This is a genomic window from Sphingomonas sp. Leaf30, assembly GCF_001422525.1.
GTDB lineage: Bacteria > Pseudomonadota > Alphaproteobacteria > Sphingomonadales > Sphingomonadaceae > Sphingomonas > Sphingomonas aerolata.
Genome location: NZ_LMKZ01000019.1, coordinates 11,232 through 30,598, shown reverse-complemented (window position 1 = coordinate 30,598; position 19,367 = coordinate 11,232). Strand labels below are relative to the sequence as shown.

General features: G+C 62.9%; 14 protein-coding genes. 3 read left to right on the top strand and 11 right to left on the bottom strand.

Features of this window, described 5'->3' with window-relative positions; translation table 11 throughout:
- Window positions 1-881 precede the first annotated feature (881 nt).
- From ASE89_RS18720 to ASE89_RS18700, 5 genes are all read right to left on the bottom strand, one after another.
- Window positions 882-1,259, bottom strand: a complete 378-nt coding sequence (locus ASE89_RS18720) for a hypothetical protein (RefSeq protein ID WP_056681018.1) — start codon at window positions 1,257-1,259, stop codon at window positions 882-884.
- Window positions 1,260-1,292: 33 nt separating this feature from the next.
- Complete coding sequence (locus ASE89_RS18715; protein WP_056681015.1) at window positions 1,293-2,660, bottom strand: PQQ-dependent sugar dehydrogenase; 1,368 nt, start codon at window positions 2,658-2,660, stop codon at window positions 1,293-1,295.
- Entirely contained in the window at window positions 2,657-3,103 is a 447-nt protein-coding gene (locus tag ASE89_RS18710; protein ID WP_156363563.1) for a DUF2231 domain-containing protein, read from the bottom strand. The genes ASE89_RS18715 and ASE89_RS18710 overlap by 4 nt, the downstream gene beginning before the upstream one ends.
- A 319-nt stretch (window positions 3,104-3,422) precedes the next feature.
- A complete protein-coding gene (locus ASE89_RS18705) occupies window positions 3,423-4,622 on the bottom strand; it encodes an MFS transporter (RefSeq protein ID WP_056681009.1) in 1,200 nt (399 codons plus the stop codon).
- The gene (locus tag ASE89_RS18700; RefSeq protein ID WP_082451767.1) at window positions 4,619-5,662 is read right to left on the bottom strand and encodes a LacI family DNA-binding transcriptional regulator; all 1,044 of its coding nucleotides are present in this window, start codon (window positions 5,660-5,662) and stop codon (window positions 4,619-4,621) included. Before ASE89_RS18700 ends, ASE89_RS18705 begins: the two co-directional genes overlap by 4 nt.
- Before the next feature lie 109 nt (window positions 5,663-5,771).
- Here ASE89_RS18700 and ASE89_RS18695 point away from each other — a divergent pair, with 109 nt between their 5' ends.
- The 3 genes from ASE89_RS18695 (at window position 5,772) to ASE89_RS18685 (ending at window position 11,239) form a co-directional block, all read left to right on the top strand.
- Window positions 5,772-7,397 carry a sulfatase family protein gene (locus ASE89_RS18695; protein ID WP_201781562.1) on the top strand — a complete coding sequence of 542 codons (1,626 nt, stop codon included), beginning with the start codon at window positions 5,772-5,774 and terminating at the stop codon, window positions 7,395-7,397.
- 81 nt (window positions 7,398-7,478) lie between these two features.
- Window positions 7,479-10,289 carry a TonB-dependent receptor gene (locus ASE89_RS18690; protein WP_082451763.1) on the top strand — a complete coding sequence of 937 codons (2,811 nt, stop codon included), beginning with the start codon at window positions 7,479-7,481 and terminating at the stop codon, window positions 10,287-10,289.
- Between the two features lie 29 nt (window positions 10,290-10,318).
- Window positions 10,319-11,239: a formylglycine-generating enzyme family protein gene (locus ASE89_RS18685; protein WP_236701869.1), complete on the top strand. Its 921-nt coding sequence runs from the start codon at window positions 10,319-10,321 to the stop codon at window positions 11,237-11,239.
- A 175-nt stretch (window positions 11,240-11,414) separates the two neighbouring features.
- Here the strand turns inward: ASE89_RS18685 and ASE89_RS18680 are convergent, their stop codons facing one another.
- The 6 genes from ASE89_RS18680 to ASE89_RS18655 all read right to left on the bottom strand — a co-directional run bounded on the left by ASE89_RS18680 (window position 11,415) and on the right by ASE89_RS18655 (window position 18,677).
- Entirely contained in the window at window positions 11,415-11,720 is a 306-nt protein-coding gene (locus ASE89_RS18680; protein ID WP_056409518.1) for a cytochrome o ubiquinol oxidase subunit IV, read from the bottom strand.
- Window positions 11,717-12,343 (bottom strand): cytochrome c oxidase subunit 3, encoded by a 627-nt coding sequence (locus ASE89_RS18675; protein ID WP_056409520.1) that lies wholly within the window; start codon window positions 12,341-12,343, stop codon window positions 11,717-11,719. The genes ASE89_RS18680 and ASE89_RS18675 overlap by 4 nt, the downstream gene beginning before the upstream one ends.
- A complete protein-coding gene (locus ASE89_RS18670) occupies window positions 12,340-14,439 on the bottom strand; it encodes a cbb3-type cytochrome c oxidase subunit I (RefSeq protein ID WP_082451751.1) in 2,100 nt (699 codons plus the stop codon). Before ASE89_RS18670 ends, ASE89_RS18675 begins: the two co-directional genes overlap by 4 nt.
- Window positions 14,436-15,236, bottom strand: coding sequence for a ubiquinol oxidase subunit II (locus ASE89_RS18665; protein ID WP_236701868.1), 801 nt, complete (start codon window positions 15,234-15,236; stop codon window positions 14,436-14,438). Before ASE89_RS18665 ends, ASE89_RS18670 begins: the two co-directional genes overlap by 4 nt.
- A gap of 228 nt (window positions 15,237-15,464) precedes the next feature.
- Window positions 15,465-17,846: a membrane-bound PQQ-dependent dehydrogenase, glucose/quinate/shikimate family gene (locus ASE89_RS18660; protein WP_056680992.1), complete on the bottom strand. Its 2,382-nt coding sequence runs from the start codon at window positions 17,844-17,846 to the stop codon at window positions 15,465-15,467.
- A gap of 441 nt (window positions 17,847-18,287) precedes the next feature.
- Window positions 18,288-18,677 carry a hypothetical protein gene (locus tag ASE89_RS18655; protein WP_156363562.1) on the bottom strand — a complete coding sequence of 130 codons (390 nt, stop codon included), beginning with the start codon at window positions 18,675-18,677 and terminating at the stop codon, window positions 18,288-18,290.
- Window positions 18,678-19,367 lie beyond the last annotated feature (690 nt).

The window sequence follows — 19,367 nt, the reverse complement described above, 5'->3', positions numbered from 1 at the left end:
CCGCCATTGCCCTCGCCGCCACCGTCATCTTCTGGCTTTGATCAACGAGTCCTGACCCTAGCCGATTTTCGCTATCGCTCTGACAGGTTCTGGGCAGTGACGTTGATTCTTAGTGTTTCGCGGGCAGGAACCCGCATCCTGCTGGTTCGGAGTTCGGGCCTTCGACGAAACCCGTTTCGGGCCGTCGCCCCAAGTCTCACTAAGACCTACTTCCGGACATTCAACGCGGGTCGGCTGTTGTTCATCTTCAGTCGTTCATTCAGTTGGAGAGCGGCACTTCGGGCGTCATCTTGATCAACGGTGCGGGACACGCTGTAGTTCTGCGGTGAGCAAAGCTATACCATCGCAGCAGCAGCAAGCTAAAAATATCGGTAAGTGAGCCGAAGGCTTACGGTCGCTATTGGCACTCCCTTGTCATGTTCGGCCTCCGGACCGCCGAGGTGCCGCAACGTGTCGCTTCGTACGACTGCAAGCGCTTCGGCGCGGAACTGCCATCTGGCACCGCCCGCCTCGACGGGGGGTGAATTGGCGGCACCGATGCCGCCGTACGGCACGTCGGCGGTGCCCGCTTCGTAGAAATGGTCCCAGCGTATAGCCGCCAATGCAGGGAAGCTGATCGCCGGTCCGTCGTCCCGCTGCGTCAGGGGAACCGATGGCTCGATGCCGACCTGAGTGAACAGACCGCCCCGCCCTTGGGCCGCCAGGTCACGACTGTGGTCGGTGACAAGGCGCCGAGGGCCGATTCACCACCCAGCGTGCTGGTCAGGCTCATTTCATGGGGCGTGGAGGATACACCGTTCGGACTGGCCTTGATCGTGTAGACGACGCCGGTGTGCAGATCCTTTGCGGGCGACGCCACCAGTGCGATGGCGTTGTTGCTTTCATACCATGCACGCGGCGCGGTACGCTCTGCCGACACCGGGGCGTGAACACGTTCGAACCGTTGATTCCCAGAAAGAGGTCCGCTTCGTCTTGGGCGTTTCGGTGGGGTTCGGCCGCAAAGCGAAGCTGGAGATGACGGGCAATCGATCCAGGTCTGCCTCGTCGTTGTCATAATTGCCCCGCGCAAAATCACTGTTGCGCACGTCGGGCGCCATCGACGGATGCACGCGGCCGCTGCCAACTGACGCGGACACCAGCGAGGTATCCTCGGTGTCGATGGCCGGCACCTGCTGTGCGTCGGCCGGTGAGGGTACCGCCATCAGCACCTCCGTCAGCACCGCCAGCGCGGACAATCTTTGCAACAGGATGCACGACATCAGGATTCCCCGAAATGTCCCCACCCCGATCCGCTACAGCGTGCCGGCACCCGATGCAGACGACGACCGCGACGCTATGCGATTGCCGGTATAGCTGACCCGCCAGACTGTGTTGCCAACGTCATCGGCGATCAGAAGCGCGCCGGTCCGATCGATCGCTACCCCCACGGGACGGCCGTGGGCCTTGCCGTCCTTAAGGAAGCCTGTGACGAAATCCTGCGGATTGCCGGTCGGGCGCGCGTCACGGAAACCGATGAACGCGACCTTGTAGCCATGCGGATCGGTGCGGTTCCAGCTGCCGTGCTCGCCTACGAACGCACCGCCGCGGAACCGATCTGGAAAGCTGGCGCCCGTGTAGAATGTCAGCCCGAGCGCCGCGACATGCGAGCTCAACGCATAGTCGGGCCGGATCGCGCGGGTGACCAAATCGGGACGCTGCGGGCGCACGCGTGGGTCTACATGCTGGCCATAATAGCTGTAGGGCCAGCCATAGAAGCCGCCCGGACGAACCGACGTCATGTAATCGGGCACGAGGTTGGGGCCGAGCTCATCGCGCTCGTTGACTACCGTCCACAGAGTATTGGAGCCCGGATAGAAAGTGAGGCCGTTGGGGTTGCGCAGGCCGGTCGCGAACGTCTTCATAAGCCCGGTCCGCGGATCGACCGCGTGGATCGCCGCCCGATCCCGTTCGGCATCGGACCCGCGCTCCATGGCATTGCTGTTCGAACCGACGCTGACGAAGAGCCGCGATCCATCCGGGCTCGCTACGAGGCTCTTGGTCCAATGGTGGTTGATCGAGCCGGCGGGCAGATCGACCAGCTTCGTCCCGGGCGCGGTGATCCGCGTTTCGCCCGGCGTGAACGGGTAGCGGACGATCGCGTCGGTGTTCGCCACGTACAGGAAGCCGCCTAGTACCGCGATGCCGAACGGCGCGTGCAAATGATCGACGAGGACCGAGCGGAGTTCCGGCCGGCCGTCGCCGTTCGCGTCGCGGACCAACGTTATCCGGTTGCTCGCCGGCGGTGCTTGCCCGCTCTTTGTTTGTGAATGCGCCCGCGACATGATCCAGTCGCGGATCGGGTCCTTGGGCCGCTGCACCGGCTCGCCACTCTCGTTGCGCGATTCGACGATCAGCACGTCACCGTTGGGCAGCGCCAGGACGTTACGCGGATTGGACAGGTCTTGAGCAACCGCAGCAATTTGAAAGCCGACGGGCACCGTCGGCGTTTCGCCGTTTTGCCAGCCGACTGTCTCGAATACGCCTACGTCCGCCACAAGCTGCTCATGCGGCGCGGGCAGCAGCGGATTGGCGCCAAATTGGTTGTTCGGATCGATCGCCTGTCCGCTTCCGCACGCGGCAAGGGGCAGCACGCAAAAGGTCGTGATCAGAGTGCGGGTCATCGTACGATCTCCACCGAGCGGTGACGAGCAGACTGCCAAAACCAGCCGGCGAGCAGGCCGAGCACGGTAGCGACGATGGAAAGCGACAATCCCGACGGTACTACAGCGGTCCATCCGTCGCGCGCGTGGATGAACGAGTTGAAGACCTCGATCACCCAGGCGGCGAGCAGGAAAACGAAGTGTGGCAAGAGCGCGCGTCGTTCGCGCGCGCGGACCAATTCGACGATCAACAGGACACCCGCAAGGCCGCCCCCAATCAGACCCGCGAGTAGCAACCAGGACGAGAAGTCGAGCCACATCATGTCGGCACTGGCGATATAAGCTAGATCGGTGATCAGCGCGCCAACGAAGCAGAGGATCGGGACCGGCAACAGCGCCGGATACAACGGATGCGCGTTAGGCCCGAGAAGCCTGACCGAAGTTGAAGCTACGCTTCTCGCCATTGATTAGATCCTCGCCGTGAAACTGCCGGATCTACGACCGGTAGCGATGAGGGTTCCCGCACTGGCGTGATGTTAATGCATGCTCGTGCGAATCCGCTAGATCATGTTTCTACGCCCGCTGTACAGAGCGATCCGGCAAATCTGCGCTACGGCTTGTCGACGGGCTGTTGACCCACAAACAGACGCTTAGGAAGTCTTGTTCCCTCCTTGAAATCAGACGCCCGTTCAGGTTGACGCCGTGACGCTAAGCACTCGAGCAGACCGCCGCCTCGCTGTCCGCTATCGGTTCCAAGCTGTTACCATAGAAGGCCGATCTGCCTCAGGATTTGCGCGGGATCAAGAAACTGCCCGCCACCACTACCGCACCGGCAAGGATCCAGCATAGCGTTCTATATCCATGCTGGGGCACTATGGCCGTGCCAAGAGCGGCAACCGCAACCGCCGGTAACGTGTTTGCGAGATTCAGCAAACCTAGTCCTTTCCCGCTGGCCAACCCGACAGGTAGCCGGAGCATCGAATATCCCGAGTGAAGCGAGAGACTGATCGCTGCGGAGCTTGCGAACACGAGGTATCCTAATACTGCAGATACCAAGTCGCTTTGTATCGCCATGATTACCAACCCGCTCGCCATGACGGCGATCATTGCCAACAGCACCACGCGGTGGCAGCCGTACTGGTCGGACACTCGCCCCAGGAACAACGCGGCGGGCGGTGCGATGAGGGCGGCGATCAAAGTCAGTTGCGCGATCGCGGCTGGCAGGACTTGCCCAACAGTTTCAGCAAAATAATAGATGAGAAAGAAAAAGACTGCCTTACTCGCAATTTGTAAGAGCAAGCGGACCAGCCATAACAGCATGAAACTTTGCGCTTCGGCGGGTTCCCCCACAGTCGTTGGCGATTGCTGAGGCCCCCTCTGCACCGGGTACCGTTGTTGAAGAGCGTAGGGTAAAACAAGTATCGTGATCATGGCCGCGATCCAGAGCAGTCCGCGCTCAACCGACATGCCAGGCAACGTAGTGACCACGCTGACCAGTGCACCGGCGGGCGCGCCGATGCACAGTACGCCCCCTAACAGTCCCTTGTCATGAACAGGCACCTCGTCCGCCGCGGTTGCGACCAGCGCCGACAACAAGAGGTTCAGCACGAGTTGAAAGCCGAAAAGCGCCAAGAGCAATTCCGTAGGCGTGCTGGCCAGTGCAAGCATGACATAGCTAAGTAGAACCCCAACCAGTCCCGCTAAGATCAACCATCGCCGCCCGCCGCCCTGCGCCACGACACGGTCGCCGACGAGCCCCCAACCTAAATTGGCAAACCCCGCAGTCACCCCGCCCAGAAGGACCGCCTTACTGAGCAATATCGGATCGGGATGCCCGCCGATCCCGATGATCTTGAGTGGCAGCAGGAACGAAAGAAACGGCTGATAGGCGATCGTCGCACCGGCCCATGCAAGACCGTGCCAGCCGAGATAGGCGCGACGATAGGGGCGAACGGCGTCACAGCCTTGCCATGCTTTGGTCACGGATTTGGCGCCGGACCGCTGGTCTCTCTCTCTATGATCTCATACGGGATTTGCTGGTGCAAGGGCACGTCACCGGCTCCCGCGGAGGGCCTAAGCGATCCTTCGACCAATAGCGCGATCGCGGCGCTACCCATTTCGTGAACCGGCTGGCGCACAGTGGACAAGGCCGGCCATACCGCGTTGGCGATTACATCGTCGTCGAACCCGAATACCGACAACTGGCTCGGCATTGCCAGCCCCAGCTTGTGCGCGGCCACCAGGATACCTGCCGCCATTTCGTCGTTGCTGGCAAATACGGCGGTTGGCACATCCTTGCCTGACAGCAATTCCTGCCCTGCCTCAAACCCCGAGCGAAATTTGTAATCGCCCTCGACCACCGTCGCACGTGCTTCAGGGAATTTGGCGACGGCATCTCGAAAACCGGCGAGGCGGCGGGTTGTCGTGGTGCGCCCCCCCGCGCCAGTCAGGAATGCCACGTGGCGGTGCCCCCATTTCAGCAGCCGCTCTGTGACCTCCCGTGCCGCGCTGCGATCGTCGATCGCGACCGAAGGATAGTTGGGGGAGATGTCACCCGGCGCGATGCTGCATGTCGGTAGCGCCAGTTCGGCCAGCGTCGCCAAGATAACAGGATCGTCACCCAGCGGCGGAGCCAGGATCATGGCATCAAGGTTGGACTGAATGACCAGTTGCCGTACCCATCTCGCGCGCTCGTCAGATGTTCCGACCGAGCATGCCTCAACGACAAGATGATATCCTTCCTGCCGAGCGCGTTCACTGGCACCCATGATCAGGCCGGACACGAACGTCGCAATCGGCGGAAAGTGGAGCAGGCCGATCAGGTACGAACGATCGCTGGCCGCGCTACGTGGCGCGGTGATCGGTCGGTATCCCAGTTCCGCCACCGCGCGTTCTACCCGCTCCCGGGTTGCCGCCGCCACTGGCTCGTGACGAATGACGCGCGATGCCGTCTTGATCGACACGCCCGCAGCCGCGGCAATGTCCGCAAGGGTTGACCGCTTTGGTCGACTGGACTGCGTCACGGTACCCCGATTCCTCTACTTGCACCGACAATATTGTCGAATACGAATTGGCCTGTTAGGGATGCGGGGCAGACACGCATCGGTCAATGCTTGAGCGGGGGGACGGCGTATGAAATCCGGTACATGCACTTGGCGCACGATGCGCAGCGCAAGTATTTTAGTGCTGGCGATGATCCACGTGCCGGCCCATGCTCGCCCATCAGGACCGGCGGTGGTACGCGCCGCGAAAGAAGCACCGGCGGCGCGCCATCCGAACATAATTTTTATCCTGACGGATGATCAGCGTTACGACGAACTCGGGTTCATGAACCGCGAGATCCGCACCCCGGTGCTCGACCGAATGGCACGGGACGGCGTCCATCTGAAGAACGCCTTCGTCACGTCATCGCTATGTTCGCCCAGTCGGGCGACCATCCTGACCGGCGAGTACATGCACGACCACGGCATCGTCGACAACAATGCCGGCGACGAGAGCGGCCAGATCTACTTCCCGCAATATCTGCAGAAAGCGGGGTATCAAACCGCGTTCTTCGGCAAATGGCATATGGGCGCACTGAACGACGACCCGCGCCCCGGCTTCGATCGCTGGGTGAGTTTCGAAGGTCAGGGTGTCTATTGGCCAAGACTGGCTGATGGCAGCACCGCACAGTTGAACGTCGATAGGCGGCACGTACCGCAAAAGGGCTATATCACCGACGAATTGACTAATTACGCGCTCGACTGGCTTAAGCAGCGCGACGCAAAGAAACCGTTCTTCCTGTACCTTTCGCACAAGGCGCTGCATGCCGATTTCCAACCGGCGACGCGGCACAAAGAGTTGTACAGGAATACTCCGATCGCCTTGCCGGCAACGTATGACGAGACAAAGTCACCAGACAGCGACGGCAAGCCCCGTTGGGTGCATGACCAGCGCAACAGCTGGCATGGCGTCGAATTTCCCTATCATTCAACACTCGATCTCAAGGAATACAAACGCCGATATCATCAGACGCTGGCCGCTGTTGATGAATCCACCGGCCGATTGCTCGACCATCTCCGCAAGAACGGGCTGCTCGACAATACCGTCGTCATGTTCATGGGCGACAATGGGTTCATGTTCGGCGAACATGGGCTGATCGACAAGCGCAACGCGTATGAGGAATCGATGCGCGTTCCGCTGATCGCCTACGGCCCGGGTGTGATCCAGCGCGGCAAGACGGTGACGGACATGGTCGCCAATCTGGACATCGCGCCGACGATCCTCGATCTGGCCGGCGTCGCGCGCCCCGCGCAATTCTCCGGCGCGAGCTTCGTACCGCAGCTTGAAGGGCAAGCCCCTGCCCGCCCGTGGCGAAGTTCGCTGCTTTACGAATATTACTGGGAATATAACTATCCGCAGACCCCCACCACCTTCGCGCTGCGCGGGGACCGGTACAAGCTGATCCAGTATCACGGCGTCTGGGACACCGAGGAGCTTTACGACATTCAGGCCGATCCGCAGGAAACCCGGAACCTGATCGCGTCAAAGGATCTGCAGCCAGTCGTAACGGCGATGCGCCGCGACTTGTTCGGGCAACTGAATGCACGCGGCGGCGGTCATCACGTGAACTTTACCGAACGCCTTGGCGAAGGATCTACCTTCCGCCGTCGCGATGGATCCACCGCAGCCCAGTTTCCCCAGCGCTGGCTGCGCAACGGTAAAGAAGCCGATCTAACCGACGCAACCAAGACAGAAGGCGGCCGGGGAACGCAATGACAATATTGTCATAGCGGTTCGACCACGGTATGGGCCTCCCCAGCATACGGCGAACAGCCGGTGGATAAGGGGGATGTCATCATGAATGGTTCGACACTGAAACGCCGTTTGCGGGCTGCAATGGGGACAGGCGCGGCGGTATCGGCGCTGATCGCCGGTCCGGCGTTCGCACAGGAGGCAACAGTCGCCGCGCAGCAGCAGCCGGCCGCCGAAGCCGAAATCGTCGTCACCGGTATCCGGGCCAGCCTGGCCAGCGCCATCAACGAAAAGCGCGCGTCGGACACGATCGTCGACATCATCAATGCGCAGGACGTCGGCAAGCTTCCCGACCAGAACCTGGCCGAAGTGCTGGAGAATGTCAGCGGCGTGCAGATCGACCGTTCGCAGGGTGTCGGCAGCAACGTGTCGATCCGCGGGTCGAACCAGAACCTCGTTTTGATCAACGGGCGCGCGACAACCCCGTCGGGCGATGCGCGCGGCGGCATCAGCTTCGACGACCTGCCCGCCGAACTGATCGCCTCGGTCAGCGTGACCAAGGTCGCGACCGCCGATCAGATCGAAGGGTCGGTCGGCGGCATCGTCGACCTGCGCACCTATCGCGGGCTTGGCTTGCGCAAGCCGATCGCCTCGATCCGCGCGGACATGGAATATGCGGAGAATGCCGACGCGTTCAATCCGCGCGTGTCCGCTGTGTTTGGGCGTACGTTCGAAACCGGCATCGGTGACATCGGGGTCGTCGTCTCAGGGGCCTATGGCGAACAGTCGGTTCGCGAGGATGTGCTCAACGTACGCTATGCCGCGCGCACCGGCGTCGACCTCGACGGGGATGGCACCGCCGACCCCTATCTGCGGCCCAATTATGCACAGCAATTCTTCTCGACCCGGGATCGCCGCAACGCATCGGCCAGCGGCTCAGTCGAATGGCAGGCGGCCAGCAACCTGAAGCTGTTCCTCGACGGTACCTATGTCGACCAGCGAATCGTCGGCAACGATGCCGGCGTGTTCATCCAGCAGACCGCCGATGTCGCCGAGCTGGCATTCCCCGGCGACCGCGTGATCGAAAGCCGCGACGCGAGCGGCTTCAGCTATGACCAGCTGGTCAGCGGCAAGATCGGCGGCACCCAGTTTCGGCCACAGAACAACAGCCCGTTGCGCGACACCCGGTCCTATCTTGCCGCCGGCGGCGCCGAATGGGAATTCGGCGCCCTGACGATCAAGGCGGAGGCAAGCCGCGCCGGATCCGACACGACCGACGCCAATTTCCAGCTGGTCAGCCAGTACAACAATCCGGCGAGCGCCAATTTCGGCAACGCCAACGGCCGGATCAGCCCGCCCTTCCTGTTCGATATCACCGGCAAAGACCTGTTCTTCGCTCCGGATACGTCGAGCCCGTTGTTCGCGAACATCGGCAACCCCGCCTATTACCAGACGTTCATCGGTCGCGACAACGCCAGCTATTTTCGCAACGTCGAGAATGCCCAGCGTCTGGACCTGGAATGGAAGGCCGATCTCGGCCCGATCCGATCGATCCAGGCCGGCGCGCGGTTCAATCAGACCGATTCCCGCCGCCGTCGCACGACCCAGGCGTCGCGCCAGTTCCCCGGCATCACCGCCGCCAGCCGGCCGGACTTGTATGCGACAGCCCCGACCGACTTCTTCGACTTTACCGGCGACCAGTATCTGGGTGGCTTCGTCGTGCCGTCGGGCCTGCTGACCCGGAACCCCGGCGACGTCCGCCAGGCGCTGGGGCTGGCGGCCGTGCCGCCCGAGGATCTGAGCGCGCGTTTCCGCGTGAAGGAAGAGAGCTACGCGGGCTATCTGCGCGTGAATCTCGACACGCAGATCGGCTCCATCGGCCTGCGCGGCAACGCCGGCGTGCGCGTCGTACGCACCAGCCAGACGGCATCGGGCGTCACGCTGGCGAACGGCGTCGCAGGCGACCTCGATGTTCGGCAGAATTATACCTACTGGCTCCCCAACGCGATCCTGACCGCCGAGCCGGTTCAGTCGGTGCTGGTGCGGGCGTCCTATGGCCGCTCGCTGCGGCGGCCGGACTTCGGCCAGTTGTCGCCGACCGTGCAGTTCCCGCTGCTCGACGTCTATGTCAGCGCCGGCAACCCCAATCTGCGACCGCAGACGGTCGATCAATATGACGTCGCGGTCGAGTGGTACTTCGATCGGAACAGCCTGTTGTCGGTCGGCGGCTTCTACAAGAAGTACCAGAACCTGGTGACGACGGTCGCGGTCGCACCCACGCTGATCAATCCGGCGCGAGGGCCGTTCGATCCGAACAACTGCGCAACGGGGATTTTCAACCCGGTGTCGATCGACCAATCCGGTGCGGTCGGCGAATGCGTCGGCATCAACCAGCCGGTAAATGCGGGCGGCGCGACGCTCAAGGGGCTGGAGGTCAATTTCCAGCACAGCTTCACCTATCTGCCCGAAGGACTCGACGGCCTGGGAATCATCGCCAACTACACCTATCAGGACGGCAAGCGCGAGACGACGTTCACCGTGCCGGGGTTCGCGACAGGCGGGGTCGCCCAGCAGTTCGAACTGCCGCTGCGCGACCTTTCGAAAAACAATTACAACCTGACGCTGTTCTACGAGAAATACGGCATCAATGCGCGCGTCCGCTACACCTTTCGCGACCCGTTCCTGCGCGTCGAGGCGGTCGATCTGACCAACAACCTGCCCCTGTACCAGGACGAACGCAGCCAGTTGAACGCAACTGTATCGGTCGACATCAACCCGCAATTCGCAATCACCTTCTCGGGCGTCAACCTCACCAATCAGCCCAATCGCGAGCGGGCGATATTCATCGATGGGCCGATCGGGCAGGAACGGATTGCCGATCGCCGCTACGCAATCGGCGTGCGTGGCAAGTTCTGACGCGCGAGCAACCTTGAAGGCGAAACGCGATGACCGACATTGCCGACCCGGATCCGATGATGACCGTGCCGTCGGGCGTGTTCTGGATGGGCGCGGAGGATCACTACCCGGAAGAAGGTCCGGTGCGCCCGGTGGAAGTCGACGCGTTCCGCATCGACCGGCATCCGGTGACCAACCGACAATTCGCGCGGTTCGTTGCCGCCACCGGCTATGTAACGGTTGCCGAGCGTCCGCTCGATCCGGCGGACTATCCCGGCGTCGGCGCAGATCGGCTCGTGCCCGGGGCGCTGGTATTCCGTGCTCCCCGCGGTGGGGCATCCGCTCGGAACGTAGGTGACTGGTGGGTCTATGTACCGGATGCACAGTGGCGCCGGCCCGAGGCAGCGACCACGGTATTTGCCGGCCGCCTTGATCATCCCGTCACCTGCGTCACCCATGAGGATGCGGCCGCGTATGCCGCCTGGGCTGGCAAACGGCTGCCGACCGAGGCGGAATGGGAATGCGCGGCACGCGGCGGTATCGAGAAAGCCACGTACGCCTGGGGCAATGAGATGATGCCAGGCGGCAAGCGCATGGCCAATATCTGGATGGGCGAGTTCCCGCACGGCGATCGCCGTCCCAAGGGACATCGCACCACCCGCGTCGGCAGCTTCCCGTGCAACGGCTATGGTCTGGTCGACATGATCGGCAACGTCTGGGAATGGACCAGCGACTGGTATCGAACGGATTGCCACACGCGTCCCGCCTCCTCGTGCTGCCTGGCGCCGGACGATAGCTACGACCCCGAACAGCCGCACATCCGTATTCCAAGACGCGTTCTGAAAGGCGGCTCGTTCCTGTGCGCGCCGAATTACTGTGCGCGATATCGGCCGGCAGCGCGGCAGGCGCAAATGGTCGACACCGCATCGGTCCATATCGGGTTCAGGTGCGCGGTCGATGCTGACTCCTAGGAACGCATGACGCACGTCTGTTGAAAAACCTCATCTTCCGAAAGGACCCATAACCGGACCTCTAATGGGCATTACAAGTTTTCCCACATATGGCCATTCGTTCATGTTCAAGTTTCGTATTGGGTCAGCGCGTTCTTTCGAACTGAGATAGCAAAGTTAACACTTCACACCCCTGTCACCCCATCATTCGCCCACGCAGGTTGAAAAGGATCACCAGCGTCCCCGATACCATCAGCGCGATAATCAGCGTGGAGAAGAGGATCAGTTGCAGGTCGTGCCGCGAGGAACGCTTGAGGCTGATGTGGAGGAAGCAGCGGAACTGCACCGCCATCTGCACCAGCCCCAGCGCCAGCACGCCGCCGAAGATCTCGCGCGCACCGAACGACGGCCAGCGGACCATCGCGAAGGCCGCTACGGTCAGCACGAGCGACAGGCCGTAACCGATCGCATAGGTTCTGAGTTCGCGTGTCCGGTCGCTCATCCGATGTTCCCTTGCAGATAGACGACCGAGAAGATCGCGATCCAGACGATGTCGAGCAGGTGCCAGAACAGCCCCAGCCGCAACAGGTTGATCCGCACCCGCGCGTCGAGGCCGTAGGCGCAGACCTGGGCGACCATCACGACCAGCCAGAAGCACGCGACCGCGACGTGCAGCCCGTGCAACCCGACCAGCGCGAAGAACGACGACAGGAAGCCGCTGCGCATCGGGTAGGCCCCGTGCGCGAACATCGTCGCGAAGTCGTTCGCTTCCAGCGCGAGGAAGACGAGGCCTAGGCCCAGCGTCGCGCCGAGCCAGCCGAACAGCACGCGGCGCGGTTCGTCGTACTTCATGGCGATCGTCGCGCGGCCGAACGTCGCGCTGCTCGTCAGCAGCAACAGGGTCTCGGCGAACGCCGGCAGCAGCTTGAATTCGGAGGCAGGCGTCGGGCCGCCGACGGTGCTTGCGATCATCGTGCCATAGGTCGCGAACAGCAGCGCGAAGATCACTGCGTCGCTCATGAGAAAGATCCAGAAGCCGAAGATCGCGTTCTCCGCCTGGTCCTGCGTCAGCGCGCCGGTGTCGCCGAGGTTGAGGCCGGCATGCGCCAGTTCGGGTTCGCTCACGCCACGATCTCCGCAAGGCCACGATTGACCGCGGCGGTCTCCAACTGGCGCGGGATCCCGGGCGTCGCCCGGACGCGCAAGAGCCAGGCCTCATGCTCGCGCGCGACCTCCGCAGCGGGAATGGTCCGGTGCTGGTTGCGACCGAAGCTGCGCAGCACGACCGCCGCAACGATCACCTGGAGAGCGACGATGGTCAGCCCCCAGATCTCCCAGATCAGGCCGAACGCGGCGACCGCGGCGGTAAGCCCGATCACGACGCTGGTCGCACTGCCGCGCGGCACGACGATGTCCTCGTACGACGGCGGCGAGGCGTAAGGGTCAGGCTGGCCCTCGTCATGCTTGTGATCGTAGAACGGGTTGCGCCCGTCGATCAGCGGCAGCACCGCAAAGTTGTATTCGGGCGGCGGTGCGCTGACCGACCATTCGAGCCCGCGGCCATCCCACGGATCGCCTGCTTCCACGCGCAGCGAAACGCGGTCGCGGATGCTCACCCACAATTGGATGCCGAGCGATGTCAGTGCCGCCAGCAGGACGAACGCGCCGACGCCCGCGACATACAGCCACGGCCGGAACGACGGTTCGAAGATCGCCTGCGTCCGCCGCGCCATCCCGCTCGCGCCGAGCACGTACAGCGGGAAGAAGGCGAGGTAGAACCCGACTACCCAGCAGGTGAACGCGATCCGCCCCCAGCGCTCGTCGAGGCGGAACCCGAACGCCTTGGGGAACCAGTAATGATAGCCCGCGAGCATCCCGTAGAGCAGCCCCGGGATCAGCATGTTGTGGAAATGCGCGACCAGGAACAGCGTATTGTGGACGAGGTAGTCGAGCGGCGGCATCGCCAGGATGATGCCGGTGAAGCCGCCCAGCACGAATGTCATCATGAAAGCGAGCGCGTAGAGCATCGGCACGGTGAAGCGAACCTCGCCGCGAAACATCGTCCAGATCCAGTCATAGATCTTCACCCCCGTCGGCACGCCGATCGTCATCGTCGCAATCCCGAACGCCGCGTTGACGTTGGCCGACTGCCCCATTGTGAAGAAATGGTGGACCCACACGGTGAAGCTCAGCACCGCGATCGCCATCGTCGCGATCACCAGCGAGGTGTAGCCGTACAGGTCCTTGGTCGAGAAGGTCGACACGACCTCCGAATACACGCCGAACGCGGGCAGGATCAGGATGTAGACCTCGGGATGGCCGAACAGCCAGAACATGTTGGCGTAGTTCATCATGTTGCCGCCGAGGTCGTTGGTGAAGAAATGGAATCCCAGATAGCGGTCGAGCGCGAGCAGCAGCGTGGCGACGGTCAGCGGCGGCATCGCGAAGATCATCAGGATCGACGTGCATAGGCTGGTCCACGAAAACATCTGCATCCGCATGAACCGCACGCCGGGCGCGCGCAGCTTGTAGACGGTGCAGGCGATGTTGATCCCCGCCATCGTCGAGCCGATCGACCCCAATGTCACCGCCCAGATCCAGTAGTCGACACCGACGCCAGGGCTGAACGCGCGCTCGGTATAGGGTGGGTAGCCGCTCCATCCGCCGGTCGAGAACTCGCCGACGACGAGGCTCGCCATCATCAGGCCGGCAGCGCCGATCGTCAGCCACAGCGCGATCGAATTGGCCCAGGGAAACGCCATGTCGCGCGCGCCGATCTGGAGCGGCAGGACGTAATTGATCATCCCCGTCAGGAACGGCATCGCCATGAAGAAGATCATGATCGAGCCATGCGTCGAGAATAGCTGGCCGAAATGGTCGGGCGTCAGGAAGCCGGGATTTTCGATCGCCACCGCCTGCTGCATCCGCATCAGCACCGCCTCGACCAGCGCGCGCGACAGCATCACGAATGCGACGACGATATACATGATGCCGATCTTCTTATGGTCGAGGCTGGTGAGCCACTCGGTCCACAGATACCGCCACCTGCCATAGCGCGTCAGCAGCACAGCGACGACGACCGCACCGACCACCACCAGCGCGCCCGCGAACGCACCGATGATCTCGCTGATCGTCGGGTTCTCCCACGCGCGCACGAACGGCAGGTCCTGCCAGCCGAACCGGCCGAACACCGCTGGCCAGAGGGGAACGGAAACGGTCATCGAACGGCCTTCGGAGGAGAATGGGTCATGCCGCCGATCGCGACGACAACGTGGTCGAACAGATTCGGCGTGACGTGCGCGAACTCGACGGGATGCGTGATGATCGACCGCGCGGACAGCCGCCGCCACGTCTGCGCATCGAGCGTACGTTTGCCGCGGCGTGCTGCGGCGGCCCAGCGATCGTATTCCGCCGGCGACACCGCAACGACCTCGAACTTCTGCTGCTGGAAGCCAGCCCCGTTATACTGCGTGTTCTCGCCGCGGAACCGCCCCGCCCGGTGCGCCTGGATATTCAGCTCGGTCGTCATCCCGCCCATTGCATAGATCTGCCCGGCAAGCTGCGGGATCAGCATCGACTGCATCACCGTGCCGCTGGTCAGCTTGATATGCACCGGGCGCCCGGCGGGAATGGTCAGCCGATCGACCGATGCGACGCCGAGGTCGGGATAGACGAACACCCATTTCCAATCGAGCGCGATCACCTGCACTTCGACCGGCGCCGCGCCCGGCAACCGCCGATACGGATCGTCGATCTGCGTCCAGTGCCACAGCAGTACCGCAAGCCCGATGACGATCCCGGCGGGCGGAATCCAGATCAGCCCTTCCACCCACCAGGAGAAATTCCACTTCGGCCGGTACGCGTCGCCGCGGTTGGACAGCCGGTAATGCCACGCGAACAGCGGCGTCAGCAGCAGTACCGGCCCCGCGACGAACAGCAACACGATCGACACGGTGACGAACAGGTCGCGCTCATGCCCGGCGACCGGCCCCTGCGGGTTGAAGAACCCGTGCGACAACGCCGTGCAACCGCCCAGACCAACAAGAGTCGCGACCAGCGATAGACGCGATATAACTCGCTTGACCTGTCCGACCACGTATCCCCCTAATCATCCCGTCCGCCATCATAAGCGGCGAGCGCGCTGACGTCCTGAATTTACAGACCGTCCGCCACTGCCGGTCGAAAATGGCGGACGGTCTTTGACGCTGACCGAATGAGCAGCGCGAGCGACCGGCCTCAACACCCATCACGTTCGGGGCAAGGCATAAGCCAGCGTATAATCCCCATACCGCGTCCCGAGCGCACCATGCCCGCCCGCGGTAATCACGACATACTGCCGCCCGTCCGCGCCCCGGTACGTCATCGGCGTGGCCTGCGCCCCGGCCGGAAGCCGTGCCTTCCAGACGACCTTGCCGGTCCTTAGGTCGAACGCGCGCAGATACTGGTCGGTGGTCGCGGCGATGAAGGCCAGCCCGCCCGCGGTGACGATCGACCCGCCAAGGTTCGGCACGCCGGTCTTGATCGGTACGCCCAGATGCGATCCGAACAGGCCCGTATCGCGCGCCGTACCGAGCACCCCACGCCACAGCACTTTTTTCGTCTTCAGGTCGACCGCGGTTAGGTGACCCCAGGGCGGCGCGTTGCACGGCGCGCCGAAGATCCCGATCCACGCCTGGACGACCGCGACGTACGGCGTGTTGTACTGCGTCTGCAACTGCGCCTGCCGCGCGTTCTCACCGCCCTGCTTCTGCGCCATCAGCGGCGCGACGCGCGGATCGTCGCGGCGCATCAGCCACAGCTTGAACGGCATCTCCATCGTGTTGACGGTCATGATGCCGCGCACCGGATCGACCGCCGCGCCGCCCCAGTCGGTCACGCCGTCGAACGCGGGATGGCCGATGATCGGCGTCAGGCCGATCGGCTGGTAAATCCCCGCACCCTGCGAGCGGCGAATGTCGATCCGGCACAGCAACTGGTCGATCGGCGTCGCCCCCCAGGTGGCCTTTTCGCTCGGCGCGGGTGGGGTGAAGGACGGCATGCCCACTGAGAAAGGCTGCGTCGGCGATACAGTGACGCCGGGCGTCGCACCGTCGGTCCGCACGCGTCGCTCGGCGACCGCGGCGATCGGGGCACCCGTCAGCCGGTTGAGGAAATAGACCTGGCCCATCTTGGTCGTCTGGAGCAGCGCGGGGATGGTTCGCCCGTCAGGCGCGCGATAATCGAACAGCGACGGTCCGATCGGCAGGTCCATGTCCCACATGTCGTGGTGGACCAGCTGCCGGCTCCAGCGCAGTTTGCCCGATGCCACGTCGAGCGCAACGATCGACGTGCCGAACCGGTCGTCGAACGGCCGCCGATAGCCGATCCAGTAATCCGGCGAGGCATTGCCCGTGCCAAGGTACACGAGGCCGTTCGCGGCATCGGCGGTGATCGCGCCCCAGACGTTGGGCGTGCCACGCGTGTAGACCTGACCCGCAGGCAGCGGCGCGATCGCGTCCTGCGACCGGCCGACGTCCCACGCCCATACCGGCTGTCCCGATACCGGGTCATACGCACGCACCACGCCGCTCGGGATGTTGCGGTTGACGTTGTCTGTGATCCGCTCGCCGATGATCAGTCGCCCGTTGACCACTATCGGCGGCGACGTCCCGATCTGGTCGGAGGCGTTCGACACGCCCATGTTGGCGCGAAGGTCGATGCTGCCGTTCTCGCCGAAGCTCCGGCATACCTGCCCAGTTTCGGCATCGAGCGCCACGAGCCGGGCATTAAAGGTTGGCGCGAAAATGCGGTGCGGGCACGGCGTCCCGGCGGGTGCGTCGAAATACGCCACCCCGCGGCAGACGAGGTAGTTGTTGCCCTGCACATTAGCCGCCTCGTGCCAGCTCCACTTGGTCCGGCCAGTGGTCGCGTCGATCGCCTGCACGAACGAATGCGGCGTGCAAGTGTAAAGGCTATCGCCGATGTGGATCGGCGTGGCCTCGGAATGATATTCCCGCTTGTGCTCGGCCGTCTCTGCCGCGACCGGCAGATCGCCGGTCCGCTGCGTCCAGGCGAGCGCCAACCGCTCGACATTGGCAGGTGTGATGTCAGCGAGCGAGGAATACCGCCGGCCTGATGCGGTACCGCCATACTCGTTCCAGTCGTTATCGGCCTCGCCTGTCGCTACGTGCGTGAGGACGCTTGGCGTGAGTGCGACCAGCCCCTTGGCATCGACGTCGCGCCCACGCACCGCGAACAGGCCTAAGCATAAAACCGCAACGCTCGCTGCGACGACGGGGGCGGCGCGTGATAAACCGGAACGACCGAACGCTGTCCCGCCCCGCCAGCCCACCAAAACGATTAAGACCAAGAGGACGGTCGGCGCGACTACGCGCGGCACGAGCTGCAGGCCGTCGAAGCCGACTTCCCAGACAGCCCAAACCAGGGTGGCGATCCAGATCACTGTGAACAGCCCACTGCCACGCCGATCGTCCCGACCAACAAGCGCACCGCTGACAATCATCGCGAGGCCGACGATCAGATAATAAGGCGACCCGTGAAGCGACAGCAGCAGAGCACCGGCGAATACGAAAAAACCGCCCAGCAGCGCGATGATCCAGCCAAGGGCGCGCGCTAGGTTACGTCTCATTTCTGCTGCTCCAACCACGTCTCTGGAACCAACGCGGGATAGCCAAGCAGGCTGCTCCATGACGATTATTTCATCAATCGAATCACGAAGGCGCAGATGTCGTCTTTGGCCTGCTGATTTGGGGACGCGTGAAGCGCGAGCACATCATACCGTTTCGAGCTACCTTCTTCAAATCCCGATGGTTGAAGTGTCGAAAGACCCACAATCGGTCATTCAAAGCCTCCTGCCTGCTTCCCAGATTCGGACATCCGTTCATGTCTATCTTCGAAGCAGCAGAGGCTTGGCTCAGCGATAGGACGCCGCAGATAGATTGAGTGAGCCGTCCACTTTTAGCGTCAGCGGACGTCATGAAGCGTTCAGGCGCAAGTTGGACGTAGCTGTTAGCGGGCGCTCGGAAAGCGCGGGTTGGGCGGATGGCCCCTCCGCCGTACGATGCGCCCCTCAATGCTTGTTAAAATAGCCGAGCGGTCCACACCTTCGGAAGGTCATCGCCGACCGGGCCTTAATCAGCGTGAACCTGTCACTGCCATTCTGACGCAAATTGAAGGTCTGCGTATCTGGATGAGTGGGGCTGCCATCGCCCGCCGCGCGACAGGTTTCGACAACCGTCATGACGCCAGCTTGCTTCTTCGTGATCATGTCCGTGCAATTGCTGGCGTGCGCATAGGAGAAGCTTCGTCCATCAAAGCTCATCGTCGAGGCATTGGGCTGCTCGTCGCAGGCGAGTCCGGCCGCCCCATAATCACCTGCCTTGAGTGTTATCGTCGCCGCATTTGCGGAGGCAGCAAGCATCAGGATTAGAGCCATGGCTGCGCAGGCGAGCATTCGCATCGGTCACTCTCCTCATGGCCGCATGATCGAGGCCGATACACGCGGCGCTCGACCGCACGATGATAAGCCGTCGCCATCGCTAGGCGAATGACAAACGTATCATGCAGCGGGTGCCGCGGTGTTTCTCGTTGGAGACGTCGCCCTGGGCGGAAGCAGCCCAGCCCCGCCGTGACGACCCAGAAGCAGACGTCCCCGCCCCCTGCCCAGCTTCCCAACTACCGCCGCTCGTTCATCTCCGCGTTACGACTGCTTTTGGCGGCTAACCCTGCGAATTCGAATGTCGCGGTTGGGCGATAGTTTAGGATGCAGGCTGTCCGAGTCCGGGTTTTGTGCCCGATGAGCTTTGGACGCCATTTGCAGGAGGTTCAGGCACGGGATGAGCGGCGACGCTACGTCGAACCGTAGGTGCCAATCCAGATTCCTCATTCCACAGAACTAGGATTGTAGCGATGGGTGCGGCGGTGAGGATCAGCAGGAAAAGGCCCATCAGCCATTCGTTGGTCTCTAGCGGCTGCGAGAAGCTACCGCTGGGCTGCATCGACGGGCTAGGTCGCATCGGGCGCCTGCCGGCTTTCCTGGGGTGAAACGGACGGTCCCCAGTCGCTCGGTGGGCAGACGGCCTGATCTGCGAGCGATCGTAGGCGGCGCGTGATTCCTTCTTTCCCAAAACGGAATACGCCTCGTTGATCG